Source organism: Candidatus Poribacteria bacterium (assembly GCA_021295755.1).
Lineage (GTDB): Bacteria > Poribacteria > WGA-4E > WGA-4E > PCPOR2b > PCPOR2b.
Genome location: JAGWBT010000023.1, coordinates 1 through 23823, shown reverse-complemented (window position 1 = coordinate 23823; position 23823 = coordinate 1). Strand labels below are relative to the sequence as shown.

Here is a 23823-nt window from a genome sequence, read left to right as displayed (position 1 = left end):
TCTCCGCCTGTAGTTGACGCCCTTCTAGTGCTTCTTGATAGAGTTGTGCATTTTCGATTGCCACCCCCGCCTGATTGGCAAAAGCTTCAAGCAGCACCCTATCTTCGTCAGTAAAATCTAGGGTAGTCCCTCCTCGTCCCTCCTTATCCGCGACAATCAGCACTCCTAACGTATCTTCACGTCCACGCATGGGCACTGCCATCAGATTTCTGCGACCAAGCAGTCATTGTTGGAGATCAGTGTTTCGCCTTCCGGCGTTGCGATCTCAGCGAGGGGAGACAGTGCCGACGGGGCATCTTGATCCGTTTGTAGGGGGATCGATAGGTCTTCGAGTTCGATACTGGCTTGAGGGTCAAGGGCGAAAATGGATTTCATTTCAAGCTGCTGTGTGACTGGATCAATGAGTAGCAATACCCCTGTACTTGCGTCCAAGAGCGTGATCGCATGTGTCACTACCTCTTCTTGCACAGCCTCCGTGTCGAGCGATTTGCAGATTTGGGTGGCGGTGTCAGAGAGCATAAAAAGACGAAATTGTTCCGCACGGGTCTTGTCTACGAGGCGCGAGTAAGCGATGGCAACGGAGACTTGGTTTGCCAGCACCGGCAAGAGTTCTCGATTCCAGTCCTCCAAATCGTCCTGCATCCTAAAACTGCCCAGACTGATAACCCCCAGAAATTCATCACGTATCTTGAGGGATGCCCATAAATTGGCACCGAGGAGGTCTAATTGGGGCTGGATCTGATTGAAAAAGTTATGCAAGGCAGGCGGAGGGTTGGAGGGATCGATGGTTGAAGATTCAAGTATCGCTGCGATGTCGTCGTCAGTCACTGGAATGCTCAATGACTCATCCTTGACATTTATTGCCGCTTCGACAGTAAGGCAATTCTCGGTAGACTGAAAGAGCAAAATCGCGCAACGGTTTACCTGCAAGGTGCCGTGGATGATTCGTAGATAGGTCCGACTGGATACGTTAAAGTTACCGCGCCCGGAGATGATTGTCTCACCTAGCTGTTCAATCTCAGACAGGCTAAAAATCAGACGTTGTATTGTCTCTTCAGCAGAAACAGATTGCATCTCTTAATTACCTCAAACTGGTTGGTTGAGATTGATAATTTATCGCAGATTGCGCAGATACCGATAGCGTTATCGGTTGATTCAGATCAGCCGTGCCCTAACAATCCAATTACAGGTTGGTGGTTGCAGACGCCTCATCGGGATGGATCTCGGCATGTTGAGCAAGCCCCATCATTTTGAAAGTCCGTTCAATGACGGGCGTTAAGTGGCAGAAGTGCAGCATCCCGCCGTGCTCTTGAAGGAATTCAATAATCTCAATCAAGATGGAAATGCCGATGCTATTAACGAGGCGTGTTTTCTCAAGGTTAATCACAAGCGTACTGTATCCTTGGTTCATAAGATCTTTGGCGGTTTCGGCGAGTTTTTCCGCCGTCGGTCCGTTCAGGTATCCATCCGTTTGGATAACAGCGTAACCGTCTTCGGTACGCGTGTTGACACTAAAAGATGTCGCCATTTGTTTCCTCCTTCATTAAAATTTTTAGGTGGTGGTTATATTTTTTATTTTTGGTTACGCTCTCTTCTTCAGCATCGTGATGGTTGTTCCGCCATCATTGCTGTCGATTTTCACTTCATCCATCATCTCCCGAATAATCTCCAACCCCCACCCTCGTTTTTGCATGGCTTCCGCCCTCGTCTCTCCGTCTAAAAATTCGGTTTTGTCCATACCAAATCCGACGCCGTGATCCGTAATTTTTAACTCTAGGTCATCATCTGTGAGAACGTAGGTGACTGTCACCTTGTTGTCTTCGCTATTGCTATGTTCAAAAGCGTTGATGCAGGTTTCGATGATAGCCAATTGAATCTCATCAATGTGAGTTTCCTCAAAATCCATGATTTCAGCGATGATAGAAGCGGTATGCGCAGCGACTAGTTCCATATTGGGGTGTATCGGAATGTTCAAAGTCACTTCGCGTCTCACTTGCTTTGCCATTTGAGTCTCCTTCCTTAATTGCGATTAGGAATGTTCCATTGGTTACATTTCACAGCAAAATTGACAGGATCAGATTCAGATGGGTGAAAGCCATTCAATTTTGCCAAAAATTAAGTTGTTTTTTTATTGGACCAATCTTATTTTTTAAGGATTTTTGACGTGGGGACAAAGCGATATTTGAACAGGGTCCAGCCTGCGCGAATGCCCTCCTGCCAGAATTGGAGTTTTTTTCCACCAGCCTTTGTGCGTGGAAAATAGGAAATGGGCACCTCATGGATGTGATAGCCTGCACGTAGCACCTTTGCAGTTACTTCCGGGCAAAATTCAAACCCTTGAGCAGTCAGATTGAGGCTGGCTATCAGACTCGTGTTAAATGCTTTGTAACATGTCGCTTCATCAGTGAGGCGTACATGATACAACAGATTTGCGAAACTAGCAAGCAGACGATTCGCTATGTAGGTTCTCAGGCTTGCCCGTTTTTTACCGTTTAGGAATCTTGAACCGTAGACCACTTTGGCAATACCTTTTTGCAACACTTCTATAATTGGTATCAGATCTCTCGGGCAGAGTTCAAGGTCGGCATCTTGAATGACCACAAACTGACCGGTGACCTGCTCCAGTCCAAGTCGAATCGCTGCCCCTTTTCCACGGTTCTCTCTGTACTGAAAAATTTTTAACCTCGGTTCATCGCACATCTGTTCCAAGATCTCAGATGTCTCATCGGTCGAGCCATCGTTGACGACGATGATCTCCGTGTCAATTGGTAGTCCCTTAACCGCTTCAACAACCTGCCGAATCGTATCTGCCTCATTGAAGGCTGGAATGATAACCGACAGGGTTGGGGGACGGTGTGCGGTATCTCCACTCACCGGTTGTCCCGGTTTTTGCAATTATAACAGCCCCTTTGCCATACCGCCATCCACTTGGATTGTGGTGCCGGTGATATAGCTTGCGCGTCCGGAGGCGAGGAACACAACCAGATTGGCGAATTCTTTAGGATCACCAATCCGACCGAGTGGTATATCTTGGGTCATATTTGCGAGGGCTTCCTCATACGTGATACCTGCCTCCTCCGCTCTCACAGTGGCTAGCTGTTTAATCCGGTCGGTGAAGATGACCCCCGGACAGACATTATTTATAAGAATATTATCTGGTGCTAGCTCAGACGCAAGTGTTTTGGCGAATCCGATGACGCCGGTCCGTGCCATGTTAGACAGCATCAATCCATCTACGGGCTGTTTGACGGAAATAGAGGTGAGATTGATTATACACCCTCCACCCCTTGTCTTCATGCTTGGCACAACGCCCCGGCATAGATTAATCGTGCTGAGTAGGTTAAGGTGCAGTGCAGCTTGATAATCTTCGGGAGATAGATCTGCGAACCGGCCCGCCTTGGGACCACCGGCATTACTGACCAGAATATCAATTCCGCCGAATCGATCGATGGCTTTGGCGATCAACCCACTAACCTGCTCCGGCTGACTGACGTCCGCTGGAACTGCCAAGACTTCTGTCCCCGTTTTTTCACGAATCTCAGCGGCTGTCTCCTCCAATGTATCTGCATCCCGCGCGCAGATTGTCACCTTCGCGTCCTCTTCCGCCAAACCGAGCGCGATGGCTTTGCCAAGCCCTTTGCTTGATGCCCCAACGACTGCAACCTTATCCTTGAGTCCGAGATCCATTATTTCTCCTTTACGTATTACTCTTCACACACTGCTTCTGAGAAAAGCTCATATCTATCTATAGCGAAAAATAAATATATCATTGTGCTAAAACCGTGTCAACATCAAATTAACCGCTTACGGTTCAAGCATCACCTTACCCGCTTCGCCGTTGGCAAATTTGCTAAACGCTGTCTGCGCTTCGACAAGTGGAAAGTGATCGGTAATCATCCGTCCAATAGGTAAACCGCGTCGATACAGATCGAGCATGGCAGGGTATTCTGAGTAGTGATAGAACCAACTCCCCATCAACGTGAGGTCCTTCCGAATCAGATCACGGCTTGGACTGATTGGTAAATCGCCCTGCTCGCCAACGCACATGATCGTCCCCGCTACAGCAACCAAGGTAAAGGCAAGTCTGAGCGTCTCCGGGCGTCCAGCCGCCTCGATGCACTTGTCCACAAGCATGCCGTGGGTAATTTCTGTGATCGCTTCAAGGGGATCGGTTTCCTTTGAGTTGATAGTGTGTGCGGCACCGGCTTCCTTTGCGAGGGAGAGTCGATAGTCGTTGATGTCAATAACTATCACTTCTGCGCCCAAGAACGATTGCACGATGGTATTTCCAAGCCCGACAGGACCTGCTCCCAAGACGCACACAAAATCCCCGCCTTTGGTGTTAAGGCGTTGACTGACATGATAAGGTACACCGAAACCATCGCCGGTCAGGAGCACTCCTACGTCAAACGGAATATCTTCAGGTAGCTTGAGACAAACATGGTCTGGGGCAGCGAACCGTTCCACATGGGTTCCCATATCGCGACCTGTGCGGTTTTTACAATAGGTATATTTTCCAACCCCGCACCACCGACAATCCCCGCACCCCCAAACCGCGTGGACACCAACGCGATCTCCAACCTTGAATTTTATCGATCGTCCCGCGTCAATGACCTCTCCTGCGACTTCATGTCCGCCATTGGACGTGTGCAGGGTTGGGCTGCGATAACCGTGCATCTCGCTTCCACAAATTCCTGACGCTTTAACCTGAATCAGTAGATCGTTCTTATAGGTGAGTATTGGTTCGGGATATTCTTTGATGGTAACTGTCTCATTTCCCAAAAGTTGGACACCAAGCATCTGATCTCTCCCCGCAATGGTTGATGGCACACGCTGCATCGGGTGCCGGGGTTATTTAATTGTGTGCAAAAACCAGTACATCAATGCCCCTATCCTGATGGTGGATTTGGTTTTTTAACGTCGCTTCGTGGTGGAATCCCGCATTCTGGACCGCGTCGGCTTTGCGCGTTGAGGTTGATTCAACATAACACTGGATTTTGGCATCTGGAAGATCAATCGCTTCAAGCAGGGTTGATGCCGATCCATAGAAGTTCGGATGGACGAAAAGGTCCAACACCGCTGTGTCGGGTTGCCAGCGCATATCCCAAGAGACTGTCGCCATGCCGACAATTGCACCGGAGTCCGATTCAAGCAGCTTGGCGTCGTGGTAGGTATCCCCATCTTCCAGTGCCTGTTTGAACCCAAGAAAGCCGCCCTCGAAATTTGCCGGTCCGTAGATACCGAATGCGATACTCCGAAGATAGTCGCCCTCTACGATCCCAGTTAGAGCGGTCATCTTGGACCAATCGTGCCATACGACATCCTTTGCGTGAACAGGACTCGCGGCAAAATACCGGTCATCGAAGTCATCGACCGCACGGTATTTCATGAAGCCCGAACCGGAGAAAACACTCTCAAAGCCAAAACTGTTGTAGATGTAGTAGGGGTGGCTGTTATATCCAGTTCCGAGGTAGAGTGCTTCACCGTCCCGCTGACGAAAGTCCTCCATTTGAAACTGCATCACCAATTTGCAAGCGCCCTTACGACGTTGCGTCGGTGTTGTAAAAACATGCCCAAGAATACCGACGTGCCCGTGTTCAACTATCATGATGTTTGCGATGATTTCTTCATCCATCTTGCCAATGTAAAAGCGTGTCTCCAAATCATCAAGCGTTTCGACAACGGAGCGTTCAAGATGCCACTTGAAGCCGCCTCCCTTGTGTGCTAAGAACGGTTTAATCTGTTCCGCATGCGCTTCGTCTGGGGCAATGATAACGCCGACTTCCATCGTTTCTCCAGTTTTCAGTGTAACATTTGTCAGTTTATTATACATTTTATTATTAGATCGAATTCGTGCTGAGGAGGGATTATCAATAGGGCAGCACCGATTCCGTCAATCTCTCCTGTTTTTTGGATACACAAAAAAACTCCCAATAATCTGGGAGCGAATTATTCTTTGCTGCCAAAACCGACTTAGCAGCTATGCGCGGCATTATATCACGTCCTACTATTAAATGCAAGCAGATCTAAAAGCGCAAAAATCTGCGCCTAATTTCCCTTTACAGCTTCATTGCTTCGGCGTATAATGTCGCCTTAGAGTTTCAAGACTTGCCGATTGAGAGGACTGACGAATGACACTGACAAAGGAACAACTTGAGCATTTCAAAGAAGAGGGATATGTGGTGCTTGAGGCAGCACTACAGGATGTCGATTTCGAGCCGGTGGTTCAGGACTATGAGGGGATTATAGACAAGCTCGCCAAGGATTTGTACGCCGAAGATCGGATCAGCCAACTGTATGCGGGTGAACCGTTTGAAACGCGTCTCGCTCGGATATGTGACGAAGACGAGGCGACCTATTTTGAATCGGACACATTTCTGGATGTAGGGCATATCCGAGGCAAAGGGACATTTCACTTTATGCGGAACAGGCGATTGTTAGATCTGATAGAGGGGCTTATCGGTCCAGAGATCTGCTGCAGTCCTATGACACATATACGGGCGAAGTTACCTTCGGACCTAGAGCGTGGACGAAATTCCAATGTGGTCTTCTGGCACCAAGATGCAATATTCTTCCATGAGGAAGCGGATACAACCTTTGTCCTGACCGTTTGGATCCCTTTGTGCGATACCACAGAGGAGAACGGCTGCCTGCGGGTGATGCCCCGGATACACAAGCATCGCACGGTATACTGGGGCGATAGTCTGCCAGACGGGGATTGGGTTTCGGTGCCGATGAAAAAGGGAGATGTCATCTTTATTCACAAGCTAACCCCCCATTCGTCGGGTCCCAATCACACAGATACCATCCGTTGGAGTATGGATATACGCTACCAAAAAAGAGGAACGCCCACGGGACGTGCCTTCTGGCCCAGCTTTGATGCCCGTAGTCGCCTTTCCCCGGATTCCGAAACCGATTATGAGGAATGGCGGGAGGCTTGGATCGCGGCACTCGAAAAGTATCCGACAAAAGTACCCCGTAAGAATCGACCGGAGGGTCCAACCCCGTACCGAGGCGATATATAAAGGCAGAACAACATGCACGGCAAGCGAACGATAAAGGTCGGCATCTACGGTGCCGGTGATCATGCTCGGAACAACCATCTCCTGAATCTTACGCGGTTGGAAGATGTGGAGGTGGTCGCGGTCTGCGATATTGTTGAGGAAAACGCACGTCAAGCCGCTGCCAACTTTGGGATTCCAAGAAGGTACACCGATGGCCACGAAATGGTAAAAAAGGAGTCGCTAGATGCGTTATGGTCTACGGTGGTAGCTGCTGCGCGTGAGGATGGCGTTGAGGTCGCCGCAGCCGAGAAAGGTATCCATCTCTTCATCGAAAAGCCGCAGGCGATGGACATGGGGGTTGCCTATCGTATCGACGATGCAATCCGCCATTCCGGGGTGTTTAGCACGGTCTGCTTTCGCGAGCGCTACCGTCCCATCTTCCAAGAAGCCAAACGGCTGCTGCAAGACAAAAAAATTGTCCACATTCGCTTCCAGATGATATCGGACTTACCTGCACGGCTTCCGAAGGGAAAGGTCCCGCGTTGGGATGATGCATTGGAACTTCGCGCTCCCTTCTTCGGATGGGGCCCTCACGCTCTGGACTATTGTCGCTACATGAGTGGGCTGGATATGATCCGCGCCCAAGCCTTTTTCCATCACCCAGCACAGTACGAAGCGCCGGTATCTTCTTCCTTCAACTTTACCGTGTCCAACGGTGCGACCATGACAATGACCTTCCTGTCCGCATCTCCGGGGCAACCTGCGGGAGAGCCTTACTTTCTGTTTTATTATGAGGGTGGCTACCTCGGTGTCCACAACTATTCCTATATTGATATGAACGGTGAGCAGGTATTCACGGCGGAAGACTTTAATCCATGGTTTGAGGAGGACCGCATTTTCGTGGAGGCGATTCGGACGGGCGATGGAAGTGGTATCATGAACGATTATCATGATGGGTTGTACACCCTAGCACCCCTCCTCGCCGGCTGGGAATCGGCGCGCCATGATGGCGAACCGGTTGATGTCCCCGCCTTCATGCGCCGGTGAAAGATGAATGTGACAGAAATGGACTTCAACTTGTGTAGGGAACGCAGATCTGCGTTCCCTACGAGGGTTACGGCATACGAAGTATGCCTACTACTATATGAGTTGATAGCACACAAGGAGAACGCATTTCTGATGATCAACATATCTGCTAATGTACCAATCACGACGCTACCCTCTTGGGCGGTTTGGGAACGACGACTATTCGATACGATGAATCAGTCTGTCCAACCCTTCCTCGACCACTTTACACGGGAGGATGGAGAATTTATCTGGAAAGACGAATGGGGCGGCGGCAGTCCCGATGACTATTACGAACCTTTCTTCAATTGGCCCCTTGTCTACCTGATGGGCGGTGGAGACCACCTGCTCACGTTGGCAGAGCGCCAATGGGAGGCGGTCACCAAGCAGTTGACACGCCTTGGTACAGTCTATAAAGAGTATGGTATCCACGAAGACCAGATGCACCAGTCCGAAAGCGACATCCTCTTTTTCCATCTCTGCCTAGCACATCCGAATGGACACAGGCGTCGTGAGCGAGCCAAGCGTTTTGCGGGTTTCTACCTCAACGAGGATCCCGACGCCATCAACTACGACCCTGAACACAAAATCGTCCTCTCCGGACTCAACGGTAGCAAAGGGGCGTATTATGCACCGATGTCAGAGCGGGAAACGGCGAACTATGCGCCCCTCGGTGGGAGCATGGAACGGTATAGTCTACCCTTTTTCGATCTGCCCGGCATCTCCACCGTGCAGGATCTGGGAGATCCGAATAACGCCCGCGCCATGGGGCAGGCACTGTTTGACCGCTGGAGAAAGGGAGATACACCGACAAACCTATCCATTACGTCGCTGGTTACGAACGCTTTTCTCCTGACCGGTGAGGAGAAGTACCGCGATTGGGTGGTGGAGTATACCGATGCTTGGGTTGAACGAGCGCGGCGAAATAACGGACTTCTGCCAGATAATGTCGGACAGTCCGGGGAGGTGGGCGAATACTGTAACGGCAAGTGGTATGGAGGTCGCTACGGTTGGACATTTCCGCACGGCTTCCTGACCCTTCAGAAGGCAACGCTTGATGCCGCTGCGAACGCCTATCTGCTGACCCGCGACGACGCCTATCTCGAACTTCCACGGCAGCAGATGAGTCGTATTCTGGAGCTTGGCGAGGTGAAGGATATCCGTGACTTCGACATGAGTGTCAGTGAACGCTGGAATAGCCAGTTTGTCTCAATGGGCGACCAGTACGAGACCTTCTTGGTACCTTACCGATACGGTGACGCTGGCTGGTTCGACTGGCAGCCTATCTCCCCCGTGTATATGGTAACGCTGTGGAATCTTTCAATGGCAGATCAAGACTGGGAGAGTATGGAGTGTGTTCGGGGTGCGGAGGCTTTCGACTGGAACGCGACCTTTGCCTTCCACAACAAGGAGGATTCTGGGCACGAGCAGCCGTGGGTGCGGTATTTGGCAGGACAGAACCCAACCTATCCTGAACACCTCCTTCACGCTAGTCACCAGATAGTGTGTCGCCGTTTGGCGCTGCTTCGAGAGGATGAAGCGGTAGGAACCCACCACCACGTTCATCACTGGCAGTGGGGCAACCCGGTCTCGTCGGAGGCGTTGATTCAATTGACGCTTGGTGCGCCGCAGCCGATCTATAATGGTGGGCTGCTTCACTGTCGCCTCCGCTACTTCGACGTTCACCACCGTCGTCCCGGTTTACCCAAAGATGTGGGCGCATTGGTCGAGAAGTTGGAAGCGGCACGCACAGTTGTTCGCTTAGTGAATCTCAACCCCAATGAAGGAAGGGAATTGATTATTCAGGCAGGTGGATTCGGTGAGCACCAGTTTGGTACGGCGGAATACTTCGTGCGGACGAGTGACTGGCCTGGAGAATTAGGTGGCTACGCCGGCAGCTATGCGCCGCCACCACTGACAACCGAAGCGCGGACAGCCGCTATAAACGACAAACATCTGCGTCTCACGCTCCCGCCCGGGTCTGAGATTGCCTTGGATTTGACCACCGAGCGTTTTGTGAATGAGCCATCTTATACCGAGCCGTGGTAATGGACACAATGTGTCGGCGGGAGGATATAGAAGGGGATTTTCTTGCCTCCTAGGCTTTTCTGAGGCGTGCGTTGACCTGATTCAACGTCGGGATGCCTGTCGTTCCGTGTCCTTCGACTGCAAATGATGCTGTGCAGTGTGCGAAGTTCAACGCTACTTGTGGTGAGCGGGTCTCGTGATATTTGATTAGGAATGCTGCAGCGAACACATCACCCGCACCTGTTGGGTCAACCTCATCCGCAGGATAGGCAGTGGATTCCAAGATTTGACCATTTTCGTACAGCGCTGCACCGTGCCGCCCTTTCGTCAGCACAACAATCCGCGTCCACTGAATATACTTTTCCAGATCTTCGGGGGAGGCAGCGATATCCTCTTCACTTAAGACCAAAACATCTGCGTGAGGTAGGATGGCTTCGGCGGTATGCCACCGTTTGGGACGTACACGGCGACTTTCATCCCACCCGCGCATCCACCCTTGCGGCGTGACGCCGATTAACGCGTGATTGAAGCATTGGACAACCGGGGAATCCACCTCGCCAGTAAGTGGACAGAGATAGGCGATATCTGTGTCTCTCCATTGAGGCGGGATGTGATGTTCCTGTAATTTACCGCCGACCCCTAAGATTAGCTGTTGGCGCTTGCCATCTGAGTCGTACCGGTTATCAAAAATGGTGGTTTCAGACGATTCGTGGTAGAAAACATCAATTCCATCTAGGATTGGCTGTTGTCGGTCAAAATTTGAACCGACAGCGGTGACCGCACAGGCACGGCAGCCGAGGTTGCGAGCTGTAATCGTTGAGTAAGCCGCACCCCCACCCAGCACGTATCCATCTGGTGCCACATCGTAGCAGAAGTGACCAACGGCTAAAAAGCGCGGTAACATTGTCTCCCCTGTTTTTCTCGGTTGAATGTGGAGGTTCCGATCCTATTGGGAGGGGGCGAGCGTCTTTAACCACTGTTGGATTTTTTGCTGAATCTCATTGCGGACTCGACAAAAAACGGTGAACCGCTCCGGTTCGGTCCCTTCCGCCTCCGCCGGATCGTCAAATCCCCAATGATGGCTTTCTCCAGCACCGGAAAAAATTGGACAACTTTCCTTCGCATGGTCGCAGACGGTAATCAGATGATGGAAGCTTTGGTTGAGGTATTTATCGAGCGAATCAGAGGTATGGGCTGAGATATCAATCCCAACGCCATCCATCGCCTTGATTGCCAACGGATTAACAAATGACGGCTTCAGCCCGGCACTATAGACCTCAAAGCAATCGCCAGCCATATCCCTCAAAAAGCCTTCCGCCATTTGACTCCGGCATGAGTTCCCTGTACAGAGAAATAGCACTTTTTGCTTCTCAGCCATTTTTTCCCCTATTGCGTAGTAGATTATTTTTGGGAGCCGTTTTTACATTATATGCGTTCACAAATCCATGTCAACATAAATCCTCAGCTTTCATTTCTGACGCAGATTATTGCACATGCAAAACTTATCTAATGGGGCATATGCCCCAATATTTTTGTTGACTGTGGAGTGGAAATATCGGTAAAATGTCCAACGATGTTTTTAACTGATAGATAGTGAAAGTTGAAATTTAATCAGCGCCAAAACGGAGGCAATCCCTAGCGGGCGATGGGCAAAACCAAAATAGCATCAATCTTGGCATGTCACCCGCCACATTTGATCGGATTCCTTCGCTGCGGCAGGAATGACAAAAGCGCAGAATACAAACAATGAAAATCACAGAAATATCTGTAACACCGGTTCCTTCGTATTACCCAAAGGAGCTAGGCAAAAACGCATTCTCAGATAACATTGGTAAGCAACGGTTGGAATGGATTGTGCGTGCCCGGACCGATGGTGGTGTAGAAGGTATAAGCATTGCTAACCGAGCGGTACGACAGGGACGGGTAGAAGATTTGCTCGAGCTGTTGAAAATATCGCTATTGGGCAGAGAAGTGGACTCGCTGCTGCAGGTGCAGAACGGGGTCGTCACTGGGCCCGGTGCAGACGTAGCACGCACCTTCCGCAGCACTAGATGGATGGATGCCCTTGCCTTCGATCTCTACGGCAAAGCCCACAACGTTTCCGCTATCAGTCTACTTGGGGGAAAAGTGCGTGATGCCGTACCAGCCTATGACACCACGCTCTACTTCCAAGATTTCCTTGTCCCTGAAAAAGGCGCGAAGCAGGTCGCCGAAGAGGCTGCCGAGGCGAAGGCTGCCGGGTATCGGGCACTCAAGATAAAAACTGGACGCGGCGGTCGCTGGATGATGCCGGAAGCCGGTATGCGGTGGGATGTTAATGTGGTTTTAGGCGTGCGGGAAGCTGTTGGAGAAGATTTCCATATCTACGTTGACGCCAACTTCGGCTATGATGACCGGCTTGACCTGCTCGAAGATTTCATTCGGGAGACGATCCCCGCAAACATCTACTGGCTGGAGGAGATGATAACGCATGACGTGACTGGCTATCGCGCCATGCGAGAAATGCAGGCAAAACACGGTTCCAAAGCCCTGCTTGTGTGCGGCGAAACAGATCGGGATCCCATCAGCGAGACCTTCCGCCATCTCATTGAGGACGGCTTGATTGACGGCTACCAGCCGGACATTGTGGGTGCCGGTTATCTCCGTTGGATAGAGATTGAGCAGGCGTTGCGTGGAACAGAAGTGCGCTCAATTCCGCACAACTTCGGCAATGGCACTTTCGGCACCTTTGCGACTCTGGCGTTCGGTGCAGCATCTAAGACCTTTGTCTCGCTGGAGGACGAACGCAACCTCCCTCACATCTTTGGTCCGTTTCCCCCTTTCAAGGACGGTGCGTATCAGGTGGAGGAACGCCCCGGACTTGGCATTGCTGTTGACGAAGACCTGTTCCAAGAAAAGTATGCTTTACACGAATGGCAGGTGGAATGAGATTTTTCAATCCTGCCTAACCCGAAGGAAGCCATGCCAGAAAAACACATCATCAAAGACATACGGATAGCACCAGTCGAAACATACTTCGGCGCTCCGGGTATTGGTCGAATTGTTGGTCGTAACTCGAAGGGTGAAAACTATGGCCACAATCAGCGTGAATGGCTGTTACAAGTAACCACCGACAGCGGCCTCACAGGTGTAACGAACGCGCGACCAGCAATGAACCGGGACAAGTTGACGGCGCTCTACGCCACACTTCAGTTGCTGCTGGGCAAAGACGTGTTCGAGTTTTATCGCGTAAGCGGAGGTTGCGTTACAGGGGTGAACCCTCGCTGGGAGGAGTTACTACGAGAGAACGGTTTCATCGATTTCGTCATCTTTGACTTGATGGGTCGGGCACTGGATGTTCCTGCGTACCGTCTGCTGGGCGACCGTGTTCGTGATTGGGTTGAGAGCTACGACTCCACCCTCTACTTCCAGGACATGGTGCACCCCGAAGCGGGTGCCAGTGCTGTGGCTCGTGAAGCGAAGGACGCTGTCGCCAACGGTTGGCGGGCAATGAAGTTGAAACTCGGTCGACCGGGGCGCTGGTTTGAGCCAAATGCCGGCGTGGCGCGTGACATTGAAGTGGTGCACGCTGTGCGGGAAGCGGTTGGTCCAGAAATCAAAATCCTTGTTGACGCAAACAACGGTTACGATGGCAAATTGCCGCTCTTAGAAACCTTTGTACGTGAAACGGGTCCAGCTAAGACGTTTTGGATGGAAGAGATGGTTACTGAGAACGTGGCAGACTACCGAAAGCTTAAGGAGTGGCGGGACCGGTGGTCGCCTGAGACAATGCTTGTAGACGGCGAGGGTCATCGTGGGCGCAACACCATTTACTGGCAGCTGATGGAAGAAGGGCTGCTGGATGGCATACAGCCTGATATGTTAGACATGGGTTTCTGGCCATACCACACGCTCGCTCGTGACATCGAAGATTCTGGCTATGCGACAATGATCTGTCCGCACAACTACAATGCTGCAGCGATCGGTCTGCGCGGTGATATCCAGTTCGGCGCGGTGACGGAACGATTCGTCATTGCTGAAGACTCGACGCTACATTTTGATCTTTACAACATGCAGGGGTACGAGTTTGAAAACGGCTGTTACCAAGTGCCGTCCGCGCCGGGGCTAGGGATAGAAATTGATCAGGAACGCTATGATAGGGTTTACCGCCAGCACGAAACCGTTGTGAGATAGGCGGCTGCCATGTCGAGATGTGAATCTCGACCTGATTATGGAATCTGTGCGCCTTGCGTTTCTACATAGACGGAGTAAATAGATTGGCTGCCGGTCATGAACAGCCGGTTCCGCTTGACACCCCCGAAGCAAACGTTCGAGCAGACCTCCGGGAGATGGATCTTGCCGATGAGATCGCCATCCGGAGCAAAAATATGCACGCCATCGAACCCCTCACCGACCCAACCCGCACTTGACCACAGGTTACCATCAATATCACAGCGGATACCATCCGCGAACCCGGATCCCATATCGCAAAACGGTCTGCCGTTTGCCAAGCGGGTGTTGTCCACCACATCATAGACATAGACGTGACTCGGATGGTCGGGGGCGTGTGAGATGCCGGTATCAGAGATGTAGAGTTTGGAAAAATCGGGCGAAAAGCAGAGACCGTTCGGTTTGTCGAGTTCGTCCGTAACGACTGTCGCCTCGCCGGTATCCGGGTTGAGCCGATAGACATTGGTCGGCAACTCAAACTCAGCGCGGTGTCCTTCGTAGTTCATTAGGATGCCGTATCCGGGGTCGGTGAACCAGACATGTCCGTCCGGGTGAACGATCACATCATTCGGAGCGTTCAAGCGGCAGCCCTCAAAGCTGTCAATCAATACCGTAATATTGCCATCATACTCGGTACGAGTGACTCGGCGTGAACCGTGTTCGCAGGTGATGAGTCGTCCCTGTTTGTCGCGGGTGTTACCGTTGCTGTTGTTGGAGGCGCTGCGGAAAACGCTGACTTCACCCGTTTCCTCGCTCCAACGCATTATCCGGTTGTTCGGAATGTCACTGAAAAGCAGATAGCGACCATCTCCGAACCAGACCGGTCCCTCCGTCCAACGCGCTCCTGTCCAAAGCCGTTCTACCGCCGCGTTACCGATTTTGTATTTGGAGAAGCGCGGGTCGATTACTTCGATCGAGGGGTCTGGATACCTGACAATACTTTGATTCCAATCTCTCATAGGTCTTTGTTTTCCTCTGTTAGACTTGATTTGTGTCGGTTGCCTGTGGTGTCACACACCAATAATCTTCTAGGATACAATTCTAAACCAACTGCCATATAAAATCAAGGACTTCTACAGAGTAAACAGACTTATTGCTTAGCGGCGAGAATCAATGACTCGGCAACCTTTATGAGTTCATCCTGATGGAGCTCACCCATCACCGTAAAATTCACATCGGAGACAAGCCACTGTAGAATATGTGTTGGCCCGCGCTTTTCATGCCGAGTTTCTGTCCCCTGGATCTGTAAGTGTTCCACGTCCCTCCGTTCACCGTTCCGACTGCTTCCCTGTTTCCTTTTTGATTCAAACACTGTAAAAGTCAGCATACCGTCTGTATATCGTAGATAAATTGTTTCCGAACGGTGTTTGAAATATCGAGTTTCTAGAAGCTGAAAACCGGGTGGAAGATAAGTCGGTTCAATGAGTTTGCCCTCCAGCACCGTTTTCGCCTCGTCGAGCCTGATTGGCTGACTTCGACGACGTCTCCTTTCAGCCGGAGATTTTTCGTCACGGCTCCATTCGGCTAATTTCTGCTCGACTGCCTCCTCCTCGAAGCTAATTTGTGTGTAGACAGACATAAAACGGAGCTTCCCGTCCGGGGCAAAGTCTTCGATTCGCAAAATGACTCCTGTGTCGCGTGCAAGGTAGAGCCGTTTTGTTGGCCGTGCCTCAAATCGTGGAGAGACCGTTACCAGATCGGTTTCCTGTCCAGCAATTGGATCCGCGGGAACTGAATCGAATGTATAATTCTGCACGAGCAGTTCAGCCTCCTTTTGAGAAAGAGCTGCCATCCGTTTCCAATCCAGTGAAAACCTCCTTCGATTCCCACGCTTGTCGTCTCGTCTGCCCTCCCGCCGATTTCGGTCGCCACCTTTGCGTGGTTCTTGATCGCTGAGTTTTAAGGAACGGTCCCCTTCTAAAATTGGCAACACAGTGACGGCATGAATCTCCGGAGGTTGATGGATAACAGTTTCCTCACGAGCAATTGTCCCACGCGACGTATTCATAAGAATCATGCGAGTACCGACATAAGCAACTTTCTCCTCTGCGTTCATTATGCGCTTGAGGATCTTCAGCGACTCAGGTGATGCCTCTGCGATTGCGTTCGGCCTCAAAATCAGCAACATAAATACGATTGGTAATAACCAACCTGCATTTCTTGGCTTTAAAATCATGACTATTAATCTCCTAAGTGAACTTCTAGAAGAAAGGCGGTATTATCTTCAACAGTAGTGTCCGGTATATTAGTATCTGTGCCAAGTGAATCCGCAACAGTGTATGAGTGCAGTGGATTATATGTGGTATCTTCGGCGTGAACTGCTAGGTAGAAATCGAGCGGATCAGAGGTATATGTATCTTCGGAGCTAGGCATCATCAGGTTGAAATAGACAAGCGCCAAAACCAAACTGACCATCGCTAATGCCCCAACACCACTGATAGCTGGGCGACATACCCAATCCCAGAGTTCACCAAAGCTGGGGAGCAGTTTTCGTCGAACAGGACCTCGGTCTGCCAATTGTGGCAGAACTGTACCCGCGATTGGGGGTGCTTCGTGGGTTAACGCACCGATCCACTGACGATTCCGTTGAAAATCAGCGAGCATATCGGTACACTCATGGCATTCGCTCAGATGTGTTTCAACAATCGTGCGTTGTTCTGGACTTAGCTCATTGTCCAAATATGCGGAGAGCTGGTTTTGAATGCGATCATGATTCTTCATCGTAATACCCTTGTTAAAAGATTTTTCTGATTGCTCAATCGCGGTGGTCTTCGAGTTTAATAACTTCCCCGTTTTCTTGGGCGATGTACATAAACCCCATCTTGTCGATTACAATTCCTTCCTGATCATGTCCCGGTATCAGATATTGGCGGCGTACGTTTCCCTCCAGTGTCATCTCCTGCAACAGGTTGGTCGTATCGCTCATAACAAGTAGGCACTGACGTTCCCGGTCGTAGGCAAGCCCAGAGATGTCAATGATCGAAAGTGAAAAAAAACGAGAAATCTGTCCTTCTACTGTCTTTGTCCCGGTTTTGTCGGCACCCCAAGTGGCCTTTGACGAAACGAGTGGAACAACGACTTCGCAAATGACCGATGGTTCTTTCCCCTGCTTTAAGCTGAAAGATTGATTTCCGACCCAGAATGTACCACCTTCGGGATGGAAGGCGTTTGGAATAAAGGCAATTGCCTCCAATCCCATGCCTCCTTTTTTTAGTAGTTCTTTGCCCTCAAATTGCCGGTTAACGCTGAATTTTCGTGTGATGTGAAAGTTTTGAGGGGCAATCTCAAGGATTTCTTCGTCACCTTCGACTACCGCGTATAGGAACCCTGTCTCCGGATGGACTGTAATCCCTTCGATGTCAGTGTGTTTCAAAAGTCCCTTTCGTATCAATCCTCCATCGGTCCGTATCTCGTAGATATCCCCTTCATCGCCGACAACAAACACGGTTTGGCGTTGTGGGTGATAGGTAGCCCCTGATAGTTCACGCATCGGGATTGGGGCAATATTACCGATTGACCTGTGTGGCAATTGAAGCGGTGCCAATCCGTATAATGGGTTTTGTTTATGTGCAAACCGCTGCGTTTGGCGCAGAAGGAATATCAGCAGCGCACTGACGACGACAACCAGAATTAGTATAAGGATCTTCTTGCTCATCTCTGAGATGCCTTTATCAACTTCTGCGAAAAAAATTATTGCTTCTCTAGCCTCACACCGGTGATGTTTTCTAATGCGGACAGTTCTTGGACAAAACCGGTCCAGCGTTTCGGGTCTTTCAATTTTACATGAAATTTCAGTTCAGCGGTCTCCGATTTTGTTGTCCTCTGACCAAGGAGTTGGCTAGCTACCACCTGCTCACTAAAAATCGGTTTGTAATTCTGTTCGTGCTCGGTCTCAAGTGGCATTTGGAAAGTCAGAAGAAATTCCCCATCATTGGCTGGAGCCATATGCCAGCGATGGAGTCCAATAATGACAACGCTTATCAGGAATGTCCCAATAACAGCCACAGGCGGATTACCGGCACCGATTGCCATGCCAACAGCTAAGGAGAAAAAGACAAAGGCAATATCCCGTGCATCCTGAACCACGGTGCGAAAGCGGATAATTGACAGGGCACCCACGAGGCTGAAGGCACGCGCCACACTATCGCCAATCACCACCATAACAACGGCAATGAGCATACAGAGAATAATTAGTGCATCGGTCATTGCGTTTTCTGCCATATCGGCGGTCCACCGGTAAACAGTAGCAATGACCAGACCGAGTGCAAATGCGAGTATCAGGTTGAGAATAATGGTCCCTAGCGTTGCGAGGGAGTATGGAGCAAAAATTTCTCGGATTATGTCCATCGGCTGGTCTATTTCCTAACGAATTCCTCTGTTTTCCATTTGAACATCTTGTGCTCTTTGGATATTTGTTTGAGCAGGTTCGGATTTGATTCATTAGGCAGATAGACCTCACATTAGTTCGGAAAAAATGGACAAAGCCGAAAAATCTTGGTCGATCGTGCTCCATTTATGTGGATGTGTTCATATTACATCAAGCTACCGCATCGACATCTTTGTGTCGTCAATCTTTCGACGCAGCACGACACCCCACTGCCCAACAACCCAGAGTGTGTCTCCTTCCTTCGAACGGACAATCCGGTACAGGTCATTCCCGATATCGGTATGCTCTTGTTCCCATGTGTCCCCGCCATCCGTTGAGTGGAGAATTGTACCTTTGGCACCGACAGCGTAGATTTCATCCTTAGACAGTGCAGTAATACTGTAGAGGTCTGCTGTAACGCCGCTAGACAGAGGTTCCCACTTAAATCCACCGCCGGTGGTTCGGAGTATGATGCCGTAGGCTCCAACCGCCCAACCCTTACGCTTGGTGATAAATGAGACATCATACAGGCTGTAGCCCGTATTGGTTTCATGGAATTTCCAGTAGCCACCGCCATTGATAGTGCGTTGAACAATGCCGTCGTCGCCCACCGCCCAGCCAAGCGGTGCGTACGTCATATCGATCCCGTAAAGGTTTTTCCCGGTTGATGTCCGTTGGGGCGTCCAGATGGGACCGCCATCCTGATTGTGGATAACCTGTCCGTCCCCGCCAGCTGCCCAACCCTCGGAAAATTGTTTAAACATAACGTCGTTGATTGCGAAAGACCGCGGTGGGTCATCTTCGAGGAAGCCGGGGCGCATCGGCGTCTGTCCAGCTGACCAGTTTGAGCCGTCGGTCGTGTAGAGAACTGTGCCGTCGCGCTGCATCGCCCAACCCCATTTCGGATCGAGGCTGGGGAAGTGGACACCAATCAATCGTTGCCGCGATCTACTATTCAAGGTAATCCATGTGACACCGCCATCCTGCGTCTCCAGCAACAGACCATTATCCCCACCGATCCAGCCTTGGTGGTCGTTGAGAAACAGTACATCCCGGAAATCATCCAACTGTTCACCGAGTTGTCGTTCCCATGTCTTTCCACCGCTTGTGGTGTGGAAGATATGGCCAGCCTCACCGACTGCCCACGCAATCTGGTCGTCGACGAAATGGATATTGTTAATTAAACGGTTCCCGCGTCTCCTGTTTCGTTGTCGTTGCGGACGGTCTTGTTGAGCAGCCTGACGCTGTCTTTGTGCTTCGTTGGAAGGTCGCACATTTTCTCCACCGAGGTCGCCTTCTGGTGTAAAGCGTCCGGTGCGTTGACGTCTATCGCTCATCTCTGTTTGAAATCGTTCTGCGAAATCCTCATCCCATTCTGGCGTGTCGGCGTTGTTGGATTGGTCGTCGGCACGATTGCCCGATTCTCCTTCCTCCTCCAACCAGAGCGCGAGCCAATCGATATCCTCTTCGGCTGCAATTCCGGAGTTGACCGAACTTTCATGCTGTGGAACGTTCGCCCCTCTCCATGTTTGACCGCTGTTGCGTGTGACGAAGAGTCTGCCATCCCCTCCAAGCGCCCAGGCTGTTTGGTGATCTTGGAAGGTGATTCGACCAATTCGCTGAGGTGGCCATCCGCTATCTGAGTCGGAAAGAACACGCTTCCAGGTTATGCCGCCATCGAGGGTTACGATTGATGCACCGTTCGTCAGCACAACCCACCCTGATTTTGCGTCAGCAAAATGAATAGCGATAGCGGGCTGGTTGGTGTTGTCGAGAACCTGCCAGTAGTTGCCCCCATCGGTGGTATGCAGAATGACTCCACCCTCTCTCGCTCCGCCATCAAGGCGTTCCCGCAGGACCGCCCATCCTTCGAGACTGTTGATAAAATGCAGGTCAACAATCGGGTTCTCGTTCATTCCTGTCCGCTGGCGGTTCCACGTCAGTCCACCGTCGGTGGTGTGCAGCATCTCTGCAGCACCGACACCTAGCCACCCCTCTTTGGGGTTGATAAACTGCATTGTGTTGACACGACGGAAGTTTTGTAGAACACCCTTCACAACCTGCCATGTTTTACCGCCATCTTCGGTCCGGAGCAGCATACGACTGCCGGTAATCCATCCATGCGATTTATCGACAAACATAACCTGATGCAGATTTGCCTCGACACTGCTATGTTGCGGCAGCCATGTTTCTCCGCCATCGGTCGTGTGAGCGATAACACCGCCTCTACCAACTGTCCAGCCGGTGTGCTCATCAAGGAAATAGGTATCTGAAAAATCGGTCTGCCATGTGGCGCGCCGGATAATATCCCAATGGTAGGTTACCTCCTCGACGGTTACCTCCTCTTCAGGAATTTCGGGTTCTTCAACGAGCTCCACTACAGGTGGCAGGGTTACAGGGAGTTGTTCTGGGTCAATGGAATATCGCATCGCTATCCCACCACGTCCTACTGCGACCATGCCGTCTGGTGAGAACGAGAACCCCAAGAGATCGTTCTCCGTGCCGCTTTCCTGCTTCTCCCATTTTGCGCCACCGTTGGTTGTGGTCAGCATCACCCCCTTGTCGCCAACGATGATGCCGTACGACGTATCGGCGAGGTAGACCTTGTTCAGGTTTTCTTGGACACCACTCGGTTGAAACCTCCATGTTTGACCGCCATCCTTCGTATGCAAAATCTCACCGAACTGACCGACGATCCAACCGTGATTACTGTCTGTAAAGTGAACCCCATATAGTTCGTTGAAGGTCCCGGTGGTCTGCGATGTCCACGATAACCCACCGTTCCTCGTATGATAGACAACCCCGGGCCAGCCGACCACCCAGCCCTCTTTCTCATTCAGGAAGAAGGCGCCCTTGAGCGAATTAAATTCGGTTGGCGTCTGGGGCACCCACGATTTGCCACCATCAGCGGTATGTATGACCGTGCCGAGCTCACCGACCGCCCAGCCCTTTTTCGGCGTCACAAAGTAGACGCCGTTGAGCATATGCTCCGCTCCGGCGTATTGACGGTCCCAGGTCCGACCACCATCGGTGGTGTGGGCAATCATGTTCCGCTCGCCAATCAACCATCCCTCTTTGTCAGAGATAAAAAAGACGTTGCGAATATTATCCCAGATATCAGTATCAACTTCCTCCCACGTTTGTCCACCATCTTCGGATACCACAATCGCACCGCGTTGTCCGACAGCGATTGCACGGTTCTCCGAGGTGAACTGAATGTTTTCTAGGTCGTTTGCCGTAGTGCCACTTCTCATTATCCATGTGTTTCCGCCATCTGTGGATTGCATAATTGTGCCGTGCCAACCGACCGCCCATGCTTCGGTCCCACTTGTGAACTGAACGGCCATCAGGTTATTTTCTGTGATACTGTCCAACAGTCGCCAGTTATCGCCACCATCTTCGGTGAATGTGATAAACCCTATATCGGCGACTGCTAAACCACGCTTGTTGTCTATGAAGTGGATGCCGTTGACGGTTTCCTTGACGTGACCATTGATATTCGGAATACGGCTATCTTGCATATTCCATTGGGTACCGCCGTTCTGTGTATAGAAAATTGACCCATCCGTGCCCGCCAACCAGCCTTCATTCTCATTCACGAAAACCACGCGCCGGTTGTCGTTGACCAATCGGGTCCGTGCGAATTGGTGTCGGGTGGTCTGTTCTTGCCATGTATTTCCGCCATCGTTTGTGTGAAGGATACGTTCATATTCACCGACAATCCAGCCGCGCTGATCATCAACAAACCAGATTTCGTTGAGGGGAAAATCGCTCAGATAGCTCTGGCGTTCCCAAGTCTTGCCGCCGTTCTTTGTAACGATTATATAATTATCTTCTCCTACAACCCAACCCTCGTGGGAATCAGCAAAGAAAACATCTCTGAGCATGCCGGATGTATTGCTGTCTTGAAGATACCAATGTCTGCCTCCATCATCGGTCGAAGCGACGACACCGTTGTCTCCCACTACCCAGCCATATTTTAGGTTCGTAAAGTAGATAGCTTTGAGATCTTCCTCGGTAGCGACCTCTTGGCGATTCCACGTTTTGCCACCATTGTTTGTGTGAACGATGAACCCTTTTTCTCCGGCAATCCAACCGTGCGTAGAGTTGACGAAGTGGAGGTCTGTGAAATGGGTTTCCCAATCGGCTTTGCGGGTGGTCTCTTGCGTGCAACCAATGAGTAACATAGCGAACGCAAAAATAATCGTCACGACTTGATAGATGCGTTGAAAAATTTGTTTCATCACTGTTCTCCCGATGTGCATTTTGAGGGTGTCATATCGTGTTTAAGATTAGATTTACTCGGTTGACGCTCCCAAGATTTGATACAATTCAAACTGAGGCGCGCCGGCCTGTACCTTCATCCCCTCACCATATTCTTTTAAGGCGTCAGGTGTTGCTGTAATGAGTTTGGCAAAGACTGTCTCATCCGTCAACTCAGCCATCATCACGAAATCGGGTTGATTGGTGTTCGCGGATGCCCTTTGTCCCGGAAGTTGCATCCGCTTGAGCGCGGTAATCTTCAACCCTTCAATTCCTTTTGCCGCTGATAACAATTTCTCCTTCAGGAGTTTTTCAGCAATTTCCGCATCTCCGGTGGAGGTCAGGTGCAATTTGGCAAAAACTAAGATGGTGTATTTGGGAGCGTCTTCCTGCTGTGCTTTAGCTATCAATGATATACCTATTCCCAGCATACAGATGAGAATAAGTCCAATGCATATGTTTTTGAAACTAATTCGATTCATCGTCATTCACCTCATTTTAGAAATTGGGTTCTGAATTGGGGGTGTGTTCCATTGAATAGACGTTGTAGATCAGCAATTATACCATGTAATGTGTTTAGGACGATAAATCCAGTTTTTGTTCGGGAAAAAATGGACTGGAACGAAAAATCTCCTCCCGTTTGGAAAGGCACCGTGAGGTTTCGCAGGTAGGGCATTATACTACAAAAACAGGAATTGTCAAAGTCATCCTAATCTGTACACAAGTGATTGCATGACTGCAAAATAGTTCAAAAAAAAAGCAGCCAAGCGAATGGCTTGGCTGCTCATGTGACATAATATGAAGGTCTGTCCAAATCAGTAGACTTTATTCAACAGCACCAATCTTTGCAGCTTCAGGAGCACTGGTCGGCAGTTTCTTCTTTGCCAT

Annotated in this window: 22 protein-coding genes; 5 read left to right on the top strand and 17 right to left on the bottom strand. The window is 50.6% G+C overall.

Annotation, left to right across the window (positions count from 1 at the left end):
- The 8 genes from J4G02_04670 to J4G02_04635 all read right to left on the bottom strand — a co-directional run.
- A partial coding sequence (locus J4G02_04670; GenBank protein MCE2393880.1) for a GAF domain-containing protein occupies positions 1-202 on the bottom strand: 202 nt, incomplete at its 3' end.
- Positions 202-1074 (bottom strand): GAF domain-containing protein, encoded by an 873-nt coding sequence (locus J4G02_04665; protein ID MCE2393879.1) that lies wholly within the window; start codon positions 1072-1074, stop codon positions 202-204. The genes J4G02_04665 and J4G02_04670, both read right to left, overlap by 1 nt.
- A 109-nt stretch (positions 1075-1183) precedes the next feature.
- Positions 1184-1528 (bottom strand): STAS domain-containing protein, encoded by a 345-nt coding sequence (locus tag J4G02_04660; GenBank protein MCE2393878.1) that lies wholly within the window; start codon positions 1526-1528, stop codon positions 1184-1186.
- A gap of 54 nt (positions 1529-1582) precedes the next feature.
- Positions 1583-2005, bottom strand: a complete 423-nt coding sequence (locus tag J4G02_04655; GenBank protein MCE2393877.1) for an ATP-binding protein — start codon at positions 2003-2005, stop codon at positions 1583-1585.
- Positions 2006-2142: 137 nt separating this feature from the next.
- Positions 2143-2895, bottom strand: a complete 753-nt coding sequence (locus J4G02_04650; GenBank protein MCE2393876.1) for a glycosyltransferase family 2 protein — start codon at positions 2893-2895, stop codon at positions 2143-2145.
- Positions 2896-3687, bottom strand: a complete 792-nt coding sequence (locus J4G02_04645) for an SDR family oxidoreductase (protein MCE2393875.1) — start codon at positions 3685-3687, stop codon at positions 2896-2898. It abuts the gene before it with no gap.
- A gap of 117 nt (positions 3688-3804) precedes the next feature.
- Positions 3805-4800: a zinc-binding dehydrogenase gene (locus J4G02_04640; GenBank protein ID MCE2393874.1), complete on the bottom strand. Its 996-nt coding sequence runs from the start codon at positions 4798-4800 to the stop codon at positions 3805-3807.
- Between the two features lie 55 nt (positions 4801-4855).
- On the bottom strand, positions 4856-5788 hold the full coding sequence (locus tag J4G02_04635; protein MCE2393873.1) for a GNAT family N-acetyltransferase: 933 nt from the start codon (positions 5786-5788) through the stop codon (positions 4856-4858).
- Between the two features lie 343 nt (positions 5789-6131).
- Between J4G02_04635 and J4G02_04630 the strand changes: the two genes are divergently transcribed.
- The 3 genes from J4G02_04630 (at position 6132) to J4G02_04620 (ending at position 10118) form a co-directional block, all read left to right on the top strand.
- Positions 6132-7025, top strand: a complete 894-nt coding sequence (locus J4G02_04630; GenBank protein MCE2393872.1) for a phytanoyl-CoA dioxygenase family protein — start codon at positions 6132-6134, stop codon at positions 7023-7025.
- Positions 7026-7037: 12 nt separating this feature from the next.
- On the top strand, positions 7038-8051 hold the full coding sequence (locus J4G02_04625) for a Gfo/Idh/MocA family oxidoreductase (GenBank protein ID MCE2393871.1): 1014 nt from the start codon (positions 7038-7040) through the stop codon (positions 8049-8051).
- A gap of 132 nt (positions 8052-8183) precedes the next feature.
- Positions 8184-10118: a hypothetical protein gene (locus J4G02_04620; GenBank protein ID MCE2393870.1), complete on the top strand. Its 1935-nt coding sequence runs from the start codon at positions 8184-8186 to the stop codon at positions 10116-10118.
- A gap of 49 nt (positions 10119-10167) precedes the next feature.
- Here J4G02_04620 and J4G02_04615 read toward each other — a convergent pair whose 3' ends face one another.
- Together J4G02_04615 and J4G02_04610 are read right to left on the bottom strand one after the other, a co-directional pair.
- Positions 10168-11001: a ribokinase gene (locus J4G02_04615; protein MCE2393869.1), complete on the bottom strand. Its 834-nt coding sequence runs from the start codon at positions 10999-11001 to the stop codon at positions 10168-10170.
- A 42-nt stretch (positions 11002-11043) separates the two neighbouring features.
- Complete coding sequence (locus J4G02_04610; protein MCE2393868.1) at positions 11044-11475, bottom strand: arsenate reductase ArsC; 432 nt, start codon at positions 11473-11475, stop codon at positions 11044-11046.
- Positions 11476-11843: 368 nt separating this feature from the next.
- Between J4G02_04610 and J4G02_04605 the strand changes: the two genes are divergently transcribed.
- Both J4G02_04605 and J4G02_04600 read left to right on the top strand, forming a co-directional pair.
- The gene (locus tag J4G02_04605) at positions 11844-13025 is read left to right on the top strand and encodes a hypothetical protein (protein MCE2393867.1); all 1182 of its coding nucleotides are present in this window, start codon (positions 11844-11846) and stop codon (positions 13023-13025) included.
- Between the two features lie 33 nt (positions 13026-13058).
- The gene (locus J4G02_04600) at positions 13059-14270 is read left to right on the top strand and encodes a hypothetical protein (GenBank protein MCE2393866.1); all 1212 of its coding nucleotides are present in this window, start codon (positions 13059-13061) and stop codon (positions 14268-14270) included.
- Positions 14271-14305: 35 nt separating this feature from the next.
- On the opposite strand, the gene J4G02_04595 is transcribed toward J4G02_04600, so the two are convergent.
- The 7 genes from J4G02_04595 to J4G02_04565 all read right to left on the bottom strand — a co-directional run bounded on the left by J4G02_04595 (position 14306) and on the right by J4G02_04565 (position 23417).
- Entirely contained in the window at positions 14306-15265 is a 960-nt protein-coding gene (locus tag J4G02_04595) for an SMP-30/gluconolactonase/LRE family protein (GenBank protein ID MCE2393865.1), read from the bottom strand.
- Positions 15266-15396: 131 nt separating this feature from the next.
- The gene (locus J4G02_04590; GenBank protein ID MCE2393864.1) at positions 15397-16482 is read right to left on the bottom strand and encodes a DUF4367 domain-containing protein; all 1086 of its coding nucleotides are present in this window, start codon (positions 16480-16482) and stop codon (positions 15397-15399) included.
- Positions 16483-16487: 5 nt separating this feature from the next.
- Positions 16488-17027 carry a zf-HC2 domain-containing protein gene (locus tag J4G02_04585; GenBank protein ID MCE2393863.1) on the bottom strand — a complete coding sequence of 180 codons (540 nt, stop codon included), beginning with the start codon at positions 17025-17027 and terminating at the stop codon, positions 16488-16490.
- Positions 17028-17061: 34 nt separating this feature from the next.
- Positions 17062-17961, bottom strand: a complete 900-nt coding sequence (locus tag J4G02_04580) for an SdiA-regulated domain-containing protein (protein ID MCE2393862.1) — start codon at positions 17959-17961, stop codon at positions 17062-17064.
- 35 nt (positions 17962-17996) lie between these two features.
- The gene (locus tag J4G02_04575) at positions 17997-18653 is read right to left on the bottom strand and encodes a DUF4956 domain-containing protein (protein MCE2393861.1); all 657 of its coding nucleotides are present in this window, start codon (positions 18651-18653) and stop codon (positions 17997-17999) included.
- 195 nt (positions 18654-18848) lie between these two features.
- Positions 18849-22916: a hypothetical protein gene (locus J4G02_04570; protein ID MCE2393860.1), complete on the bottom strand. Its 4068-nt coding sequence runs from the start codon at positions 22914-22916 to the stop codon at positions 18849-18851.
- Between the two features lie 54 nt (positions 22917-22970).
- Positions 22971-23417: a hypothetical protein gene (locus J4G02_04565; GenBank protein MCE2393859.1), complete on the bottom strand. Its 447-nt coding sequence runs from the start codon at positions 23415-23417 to the stop codon at positions 22971-22973.
- Positions 23418-23823: the final 406 nt, after the last annotated feature.